We start from the raw sequence: 8,083 nt of genomic DNA, 5'->3' as shown, positions 1-8,083 counted from the left end.
CTGGCCCGTGCCAAGGCCCGCTGGTTGAAAGACTGGCAAGCGTTGTTTGCCGATCCGCAGCACGTCGGGGTGGCGCTGTCCGAGTCGGTTGCGCAGGGCGACTGGCGGCTTTTTTTCCTGACCCGCGATCGCGTGCGCGACATCAAGCTGGCCGACGTGCAGCGTGTGGCGGCGGCTTACCTTGTGCAGTCCAATCGCACCTTGGGTGAGTACGTGCCAACGGCGCAGCCGGTGCGCGCACCTGCGCCCGCGCGGGTTGACCTGGCCGAGGTGCTCAAGGGTTTCAAGCCGCAGGCTGCGGCCGATGACGTGGCACCTTTCGACGCCACCCCAGCCAACATCGATGCCCGCACGCAGCGCTTTGACCTGCCGCCGGGCATGAAGGTGGCCCTGCTGCCCAAGCCCACTCGCTCATAGGCGGTGCAAGCCAACTTGGTGTTTCACCATGGCACGGCCGAATCGCTGGCCAACTGGGGTGAGGCGCCTGCCGCGCTGGCAGAACTGCTGGATCAGGGCACGCAGACGATGTCCAGGCAAGCGCTGCAGGATCGCCTGGATGCACTGCAGACCGAGGTCAGCGTTCACGCCTCGGCGGGGCAGTTGGCCGTGACCTTGTCGTCCAGGCGGGAGCATTTGCTGGCGGCCATCGCCGTGGTGGCCGACATGCTGCGACGCCCCTTGCTGCCGGCCGAGGGTTTGGAGGAGGTTCGCCGGCAAGCGTTGTCGGCGATCGAGGCTCAGCGCAAGGAGCCCTCGGCTGTGCTCGCCGAGGCGCTGTCTCGCCACGGTGATCCTCATCCGGCGGGCGATGTGCGCCATGCTCGCTCCTTCGATGAGATGGCTGCCGATTGGCGCGGTGTGAACCTGGCGCAGGTGCAGGCCTTCCATCGGCGCTTCCTCTCGGCCTCGCATGCGCGTGTGGGCATCGTCGGTGATTTCGATGTGCAGCAGGTGCGCCAGGCGTTGATCGAGGCCTTTGGTGATTGGGGCTCACACGAGGCTCGCGCACCCATTGCGGTGCCGCTTTTGTCTGTGCCTGCGGTCAGCTTGAGTTTGCAAACGCCGGACAAACAAAACGCCACCATGGTGGTGCGCCTGGGCATGCCCGTGAACGACAGCCATCCCGATTACCCGGCGCTGATGATGGCCAATCACCTCATGGGTGGAGGTGGCGATGCCAGGTTGTGGCGCCGCGTCCGCGAGCAAGAGGGCTTGTCGTACAGCGTTTACAGCGCCATCGAGTGGGGGCAACGAGACCTGAACTCGCAATGGGTGGCCAGTGCGATTTTCGCACCGCAAAATCGATTGAAAGTCGAAAAGGCGTTCCAGGAGGAATTGGACCGCTCGCTCAAAGACGGTTTCACGCAAGCCGAGTTGAGCGCTGCCCAGGGCAGCTTGCTGAGTTTCAGGCAGCTCGGGCGTGCCAATGACGGCCGGTTGGCGACCGCCTGGGCGAGTAACCTTGAGCTGGGTCGGGATTTTTCGGTGTCTGCCAGGGTGGATGCAGCCCTGCGTTCGCTCACGCTGGAACAGGTCAACGAGGCCTGGCGGCGTCACATTCGGCCGGAGGCTTTTGTCAGGGGTGTGGCCGGAGACTTTGCTTCTGCGCCTCCCTGAGTCAGATGGGCTGCGTGAGCTGGGGGCAGCGCCAAGCGTGGTTTGGGTGACAAAAGAAAAGGGCCGGATGATTCCGGCCCTTTGGGTTCATTCGGATTTGAAACCGTTCAAATCGCGAAATCTTCCAGTTTCTTGCCCGACGCGATGGCAGCCTGAATCCACTTTGGCTGCAGGCCACGGCCTGTCCAGGTTTCACCGGTGGCCTGGTTGCGGTACTTGGGGGCGACCTTCTTGCCTGCGGTGGAGCCGGAAGCCGCAGGCTTGCCGGGCTTGATCCCCAGGTCGGCAACGGTCAGGCCGTGCTCGGCCAGCATGGACTTGATCTGGTTGATCACGGAGGAGCGCTCTGCGCGACGGGCCTCTTGAAGTTGCTTTTCGAGGTCGGCGGCTTGTTTTTCGAGAGCTGCCTTCTGCGCGAGGAGTTCCTGATAGTTGCTCATGTGCTTCCTTTGTTGCCCGATGCCCAGGCTTGGATACTTAATCGAGGATCAGTCCGGATCTGCGGCGGTGGATAAAGAGGGGTGCGGCAGATTGGCGAATTCTATACCCAGGTTTTTGCCGCCGCCAATCCACATGGCAAGCAAGTGTGAATCAAGGTAAATCGCTTATTGATTGCCGCGCTTCGGTGGGCTGGAAATCGCCTGCCCGAGTTCAATCACCGCCAGAGCGTAATAGCTGGACTGGTTGTATCTCGTGATGGCGTAGAAATTCCGGGTGCCAGCGATGATGGTGGGGGGCTTGCCGGCGTTGTGCAGCAACACCATGGCCAGGGGGCCTGGGTGTTCCATCGCGGTTTTGGGAAGCTTGGCGCCGAGCTCCTGCATTTGGCTTGCGGTGAATGTGGGGCGTATATCCGGCGCCAGCAGGGTGTCGAGTTGTGGCCCGCTGCCGGGCGCTTGCACGGAGAAATGGGTGGGCCATTGCGCCTGCCAGCCGTGCGCGGCCAGGAAATTCGCGACGCTGCCGATCGCATCGCTGGGGCTGTTCATCAGGTCGATGTGTCCGTCGCCATCGAAATCCACGCCATGGCGACGAATCGAGCTCGGCATGAATTGTGGCCAGCCAATGGCGCCGGCGAACGAGCCCAGCACCTGGCCCGGCTCCAATCCCTGCTCGTGGCACATCGTCAGGAACTCACCGAGCTCCTGTCGAAAAAAAGCGCTGCGATCGCTGCGACCTTTCGGGAAGTCAAGTGAGAGCGTGGTCAAGGCGTCGAGCACGCGGAAGCGACCGGTGTCCCGTCCGTAAAGGGTCTCCACGCCAATCACGCCAGCGATGATGTGCGCCGGCACGCCGTAGCGTGCCTCGGCGCGTTGCAGGTCGGCGGCGTGCGCCTGCCAGAAGCGCTGTCCGGCACGCAGGCGTTGGGGCTCGACGAACCGGCTGCGGTAAGCCGCCCAGTTTTTGGCACCTGGGTTGGCCGCCGGCATGATCAGCTTGCCCACGACCTCGCGGTAGCGAGCCTGGGCGATGGCTTCTCGCACCCACGGCGCGGGCAGGTCATGGCGGCGGGCCAGCTCGTCGGCGAGCTGCGTTGCATCGCCGCGATCCGCGTAGCTGGCCTGGTCTGCCGGCAATGGCCTGGGCTGCTCGTTTTGCGCGCTCGACGTGGCGATGGGGGTCGCCACCAGCGCTGGTGAGGATGCCGCAGGAGCTGGGGCCGAAGGCGTGGGCTGCTGGAGCGGCTGCTCGAGCGCACGGGGCGCTGCGGGGATGGCGGCTCCCGTGTCAGGGGCGGTGCTGGGCGAGGAGCCACAGGCCGCAACGCCCAAGGCCAGGAGCACAGAGGTCAAGGAGATGAGCGGCCTGGTGTGACAGGGCGACGCGGGCAGGGCTCGAGTGGGGCGGTCTAACATGGGAGCGGGGCAGGAGCGGGGCATGGTGCGTGTGCATGGGCGTGTGCTTTGGCGCACGCGAGGGGGCAGTGTGCCAAATGCCGCGGCGCTCAGCCACGTGGGCGCATCACGGGCGTGGTGTGGGGGCGACCTGACTGACTGGCCCACTGCGCAGCCAGCTTCGTGACCTCTTTGACCAGGGCCTGCCGTTGTTGTCGCGCGCGGGCCTGCTCGGGGGCGTAGCGCAATGCGTCCAGGCGTTGGAGCCGTTCGATGAGCGCCAGCGCAAGCTCCGGATGACGGCGGCTCGGTGCTTGTCGCTCGATGGCGCTGGCCCAATTCAACGCTGGCGCCGGGGCAGGGCAATCGATTGGGGCCTTTAGTCCGGCTGCCAGCAATGCACGGTGCACTTTCATCAGCGGGGCATGCCAGGGAGATCGACCCTTCCTGGGACGTTGCAACCAAAGCCACAACAGCCCCGCGATGGCGAGTGCGCCGACGATGCCTGCGCACATCCGCACCAGCGTGACCCAGTCTGGGGACTCGAAACCCCAGTCGCGAAGCAGGGACATCTGTTGTTGCCTTGAATACTGCAGCACCCAGACGTTCCATCGGTGGTTCGCGGCATCCGTGTAGGCTCGCAGGCCGCTCCAGAATGCCGGGTCAAGTCCTCGCAGGGCCGGTGGCAGTTGCTCGGGGTAGCGGATCGGTGGGCGAGGGCGGTCGATTCGATTCGGCGCGACCGCGGCCGTCGGGTCGATGCGCACCCAGCCTCGCTGCACCGACCAATATTCCGCCCAGGCATGGGCGTCGCTGTTGCGCACCACATGCAGCCCGTCGACAGGGTTGACCTCGGCGCCCTGGAAGCCGGTGACGACTCGCGCGGGCACGTTCATCGCCCGCAAGATCACGACGAAGGCGGTGGCGTAGTGTTCGCAAAAACCGGTCTTGCGATCCAGCCAGAAACGGTCGATGGGATGCGGGCGGGGCTCCGAGCCATCCCCTGGGCCATCATTCGGCGCGAGGGTGTAGCTGAAGCCGCCCTGGCGAATGTGGCTGAGCAGGGACTGCGCCAGCGCGTCAGCGTCGGCTTCCTTCAGGTTGCCTCGCTCCCGCCATTGGGCCGCCCAGGCCAGGGTGCGGGGGTTGTGGCCCAGAGGCAAGGCCAGGTTGCCCAGGCCGGTCTCGCGAGTGCGCGGATCCAGCGTGTCCCGGGTGCCCATCCACGCGCTCGCGTCAACCTGGGTTCGCTCGGTCAAGGGGGCTCGCGCGTGCCAGCTCAGCCCGTCTCGCTGCAGCGTCGTGGTCGAGCCGTTGGCCGCCGGCTTGGCGACCAGCGTGCCATCCAGCAAGGGCACGGTGCGAAGGCGATTGGGCTCCAGCGTCAACTGGTAGTTGATTTGTCGGCCCAAGGCTTCGGGTGCGTCGATTTGAGAGGTCGTCGCGGCCGTTGCGCCCATCGGGAATGGTTGGCGAAGCGCCGCGCTGCTGGTCCAGTGTTTGCCATCGAAGCGGTCCAGCACCGGGCCCCGAAAGTACATCTCGTGGTGCAGCGGCGTTGCCCCCAGGAAGCGAACGCGCATGGCCACGCTGTCGTCGAGGGCCAGCTCGGACATCTCTCCCAGCTCGATCCTGTCGGACAGGCCGGTGCGTGGACCGCTGTCTGACGGTGCGCTCCACAGCGGTCCGAACCGGGGGAACAGCAGGTACAGCGCGAGCATGACGGGCACGCCCATCACCATGCACCGGGCGGCAGCGCCCACGGCCGCGGTGATGGGCGGGCGACCTTGCTGCCGTTGCGCCAGCACCAGCGAACTGAGCAGGCCCAGCGTGGCCACCAGCATCAGTGCAGCCAAGCCAATGGCCTGAGAGTGCAGGAACTGAGTCAGCACCAGGAAAAAGCCCAGCGATGTCACCACGAAGGCATCGCGCCTGGCTCGCAGCTCCAGGGTCTTGAGGGCGGTCAGGAGGGTCACGAGCGTGACGCCGGCTTGCCGCCCAAAAATGGACTGGTGGGTGAACAGGGTCAGGCCTGTGGCAGCGATCAAGGCCAACACCAGCACCCAGCGTGGCGGCAGTGGGGCGTCGCGCCAGGCGAGCCAGGCGCGCCAGGCGATGGCCAGGCCCGTGCCCACGCTGCACCAAATCGGCAGGCGACCGAGGTGAGGCAGGATGCAAACCGTGATCACGGCCAGCAACCACAATGTGTCGCGGCCGTCCCGGCTCAGGCTGGTGCGGGGGCGGCTCAAGGGTGGCGACCTCCGCGGGCAGACCCGGCACCACCTGGCCAGGTGGCGAGGGTGTCCAGACAATGCCTGAGGTGGGCGGGCCCCTGGCCGCAGGCGACCACTTGTCCCGGCAGCCTCAGGCCATAAGCGCGCCCCAGTGCCGCAGACTCCTGTTCGGCCATCAACAACCACGATGTCAGCCGAGACAGCCGTTCTTCTGTGTCCATGTTCGCCAGCCCTGGGCTGCGCTCGAAGTCCAGCCAGCGATCTGGTGGGCTGCTCGCCGCAGGCTCGCGGGTGACCAGACCTGCGCCGGTGGCCAGCGTCAGGCTGGATTTTTTCCAGGCGATCCAGCGCACCGGGTCGCCCCTGCGGTAGTCACGCAAACCTTCGGGCAGGTCCTGTCCCTGACGGCTTTGGTGGGTGGTGGCCAGGTTGGGGTCGACGCTGTCGCTGTCAGGCAGTTGCGGGGCGAGGGTGTCCAGTGCGGGCCACACCAGCACCTGCGAGCGCGGGCGCCAGTACGACCAGGCCCTGAACAGCCCCAGCGGGTAACGCGTCTCGATGACCAGGCGAGGCAGGGCTTGCTGGCCGCGCTGCTGCGCTGGGATGTCGATCAGCAAACAGGTGTCCTGCCCGGGGGGCAGGTCGGCGAACTGCACTGCGCCTGCCAACCTGGGCTCAGGGCCCGAAGCCGATACTGCCAACGCACAGCGCCACAGCCGTTTGTGCTGGTTGGTGATCGTGACGGGCAGTTGCACGAATTGCCCGGCATGGACGCTGGGCGGGCTGCCCAGGCTCAGGCTGATGCCTTGCAGGTTGCCGTGCGTTTGGTAGAGGGCCGCCAGACCTGAGCCGCCAAGCAAGAAGGCCAGCGCGTAGCCCAGGTTGACCTGCTCGTTGATGGAGGCCAGCAACAGCACGCTCACCACGGCGGCAAATCCCCAGCCAGCGCGCGTGGGCAGGATGTACAGGTTGCGCTGCGTGAGCCGCAACTTGTCTTGGCGGGGCAACCTGGCCTCCCACCAATCCGACCAGCGTTGCCTCAAGCGCGACGTCACGGCGGCCATCATGGCACCGGCGTCGCCTCCAGCAGGGCTCGCGCCTGGGCTGCGGCGCTGCGCCCTGACTGGTTCAGTGCTTGCAACCGGTGGGCCACGCCTGGCACCCACAGCACCTGGATGTCTTCCGGTGAGGCGTGTTGCCTGCCCATGACCAAGGCCCGCGCACGGGCCAGCCTCAGCAGCGACAGGCCTGCGCGCGGGCTCAGACCCTGCGCGAACCAGCGTCCGTCCCGGGTGGCATGGATGAGCGCCAGCACGTAGTCAAGCAGGCTGTCCGACACGTGCACGCTGTCAACCTGTCTCTGGCAGGCCAGCCAGGACTCGGGCGACATCACCGGCTGCAGTGACTGCAGGGCTTGGCGCCTGTCCGAGCCCTGAAGCAACGAGCGCTCGGCGATGGCATCGGGGTAGCCCAGCGACAGCCGCATCGCGAATCGATCAAGTTGTGATTCAGGCAGCGGGTGCGTGCCCAGTTGCTCGCCCGGGTTTTGCGTGGCGATCACAAAGAAGGGGCTTGGCAAAGGCAAGGTCTGCCCGTCCACGGAAACCTGCCGCTCCTCCATGGCCTCGAGCAGCGCACTTTGGGTGCGAGGCCCGGCCCGGTTGATTTCGTCGGCCAGCAGCACCTGCGCGAACACCGGCCCGGGATGAAAGACAAACGATTCTTTCTGGCGCTCGTAGATGCTCACCCCGATCAGGTCGGAGGGCAGCAAGTCGGCGGTGAACTGCACGCGAGCGCAACTCAGCCCCAGCGACCTGGCCAGGGCCTGCGACAGCGTGGTTTTGCCGACCCCTGGCACGTCCTCGACCAGCAGGTGCCCGCTGGCCAGCAGGCAGATCACGCTGAGCGAGACCTGCTCCTTCTTGCCCACGATGATCGTGCTAACCTGATCGATGAGCGACGTGAGGTGCGTGGCCTTCCCAGCAGTCAAACCCGATGGCAGGCTGGCGGGCATGGAAGCGTGCGAATCGTTGCGAAGCATGGCAAGACCTTAACCGATTCCCGGGAGCGCCGAAGCGCTTTCTGAACCATGACCACCGGCTATTTCTCTCACCCGGACTGCCTTGCTCACGACATGGGCAAGGGGCACCCGGAGTGCCCGGCCCGGCTGCACGCCATCGACGATCACCTGCGTGCCGTGGGCCTGGACGTGCTCATGCTGCCCCAGGACGTGCCCATGGCGTCCAACCAGGACCTGGCACTGGCGCACGACTTGAATTACGTGCTCACGCTCGATGACTTCCTGCAGCAGCTCGAGGCCACGGGGGACACCCGCGCGCTGGACCCTGACACCTGGGGGTGCCCGGGAACCCGATCGGCGGCCTGGCGTGCCGCGGG

6 protein-coding genes and 2 pseudogenes are annotated in these 8,083 nt (G+C 66.1%); 3 read left to right on the top strand and 5 right to left on the bottom strand.

Going from position 1 to position 8,083, the window contains the following annotated elements; translation table 11 throughout:
- Positions 1-417: pseudogene (locus B2W70_RS02445) on the top strand (insulinase family protein); the annotation flags it as partial.
- Between the two features lie 3 nt (positions 418-420).
- On the top strand, positions 421-1,617 hold the full coding sequence (locus tag B2W70_RS02440; protein ID WP_286742481.1) for a M16 family metallopeptidase: 1,197 nt from the start codon (positions 421-423) through the stop codon (positions 1,615-1,617).
- Between the two features lie 107 nt (positions 1,618-1,724).
- Here the strand turns inward: B2W70_RS02440 and B2W70_RS02435 are convergent, their stop codons facing one another.
- The 5 genes from B2W70_RS02435 to B2W70_RS02415 all read right to left on the bottom strand — a co-directional run bounded on the left by B2W70_RS02435 (position 1,725) and on the right by B2W70_RS02415 (position 7,700).
- Positions 1,725-2,057, bottom strand: a complete 333-nt coding sequence (locus B2W70_RS02435; RefSeq protein WP_058089079.1) for an H-NS family nucleoid-associated regulatory protein — start codon at positions 2,055-2,057, stop codon at positions 1,725-1,727.
- A 165-nt stretch (positions 2,058-2,222) separates the two neighbouring features.
- On the bottom strand, positions 2,223-3,401 hold the full coding sequence (gene mltB, locus B2W70_RS02430; protein ID WP_286742485.1) for a lytic murein transglycosylase B: 1,179 nt from the start codon (positions 3,399-3,401) through the stop codon (positions 2,223-2,225).
- A 161-nt stretch (positions 3,402-3,562) separates the two neighbouring features.
- Positions 3,563-5,701: a DUF3488 and transglutaminase-like domain-containing protein gene (locus tag B2W70_RS02425; RefSeq protein WP_286742479.1), complete on the bottom strand. Its 2,139-nt coding sequence runs from the start codon at positions 5,699-5,701 to the stop codon at positions 3,563-3,565.
- Complete coding sequence (locus tag B2W70_RS02420) at positions 5,698-6,693, bottom strand: DUF58 domain-containing protein (RefSeq protein ID WP_286742477.1); 996 nt, start codon at positions 6,691-6,693, stop codon at positions 5,698-5,700. The genes B2W70_RS02425 and B2W70_RS02420 overlap by 4 nt, the downstream gene beginning before the upstream one ends.
- A gap of 56 nt (positions 6,694-6,749) precedes the next feature.
- Complete coding sequence (locus B2W70_RS02415; RefSeq protein ID WP_058089196.1) at positions 6,750-7,700, bottom strand: AAA family ATPase; 951 nt, start codon at positions 7,698-7,700, stop codon at positions 6,750-6,752.
- Positions 7,701-7,775: 75 nt separating this feature from the next.
- Here B2W70_RS02415 and B2W70_RS02410 point away from each other — a divergent pair.
- Positions 7,776-8,083 (top strand): annotated as a pseudogene (locus tag B2W70_RS02410) (histone deacetylase family protein); the annotation flags it as partial.

This window comes from Aquabacterium sp. UBA2148 (genome assembly GCF_002328915.1).
Taxonomy (GTDB): domain Bacteria; phylum Pseudomonadota; class Gammaproteobacteria; order Burkholderiales; family Burkholderiaceae_C; genus Aquabacterium; species Aquabacterium parvum.
Note: the sequence above shows the minus strand (reverse complement) of the source record. Positions and strands in the feature narration are given on the sequence as shown.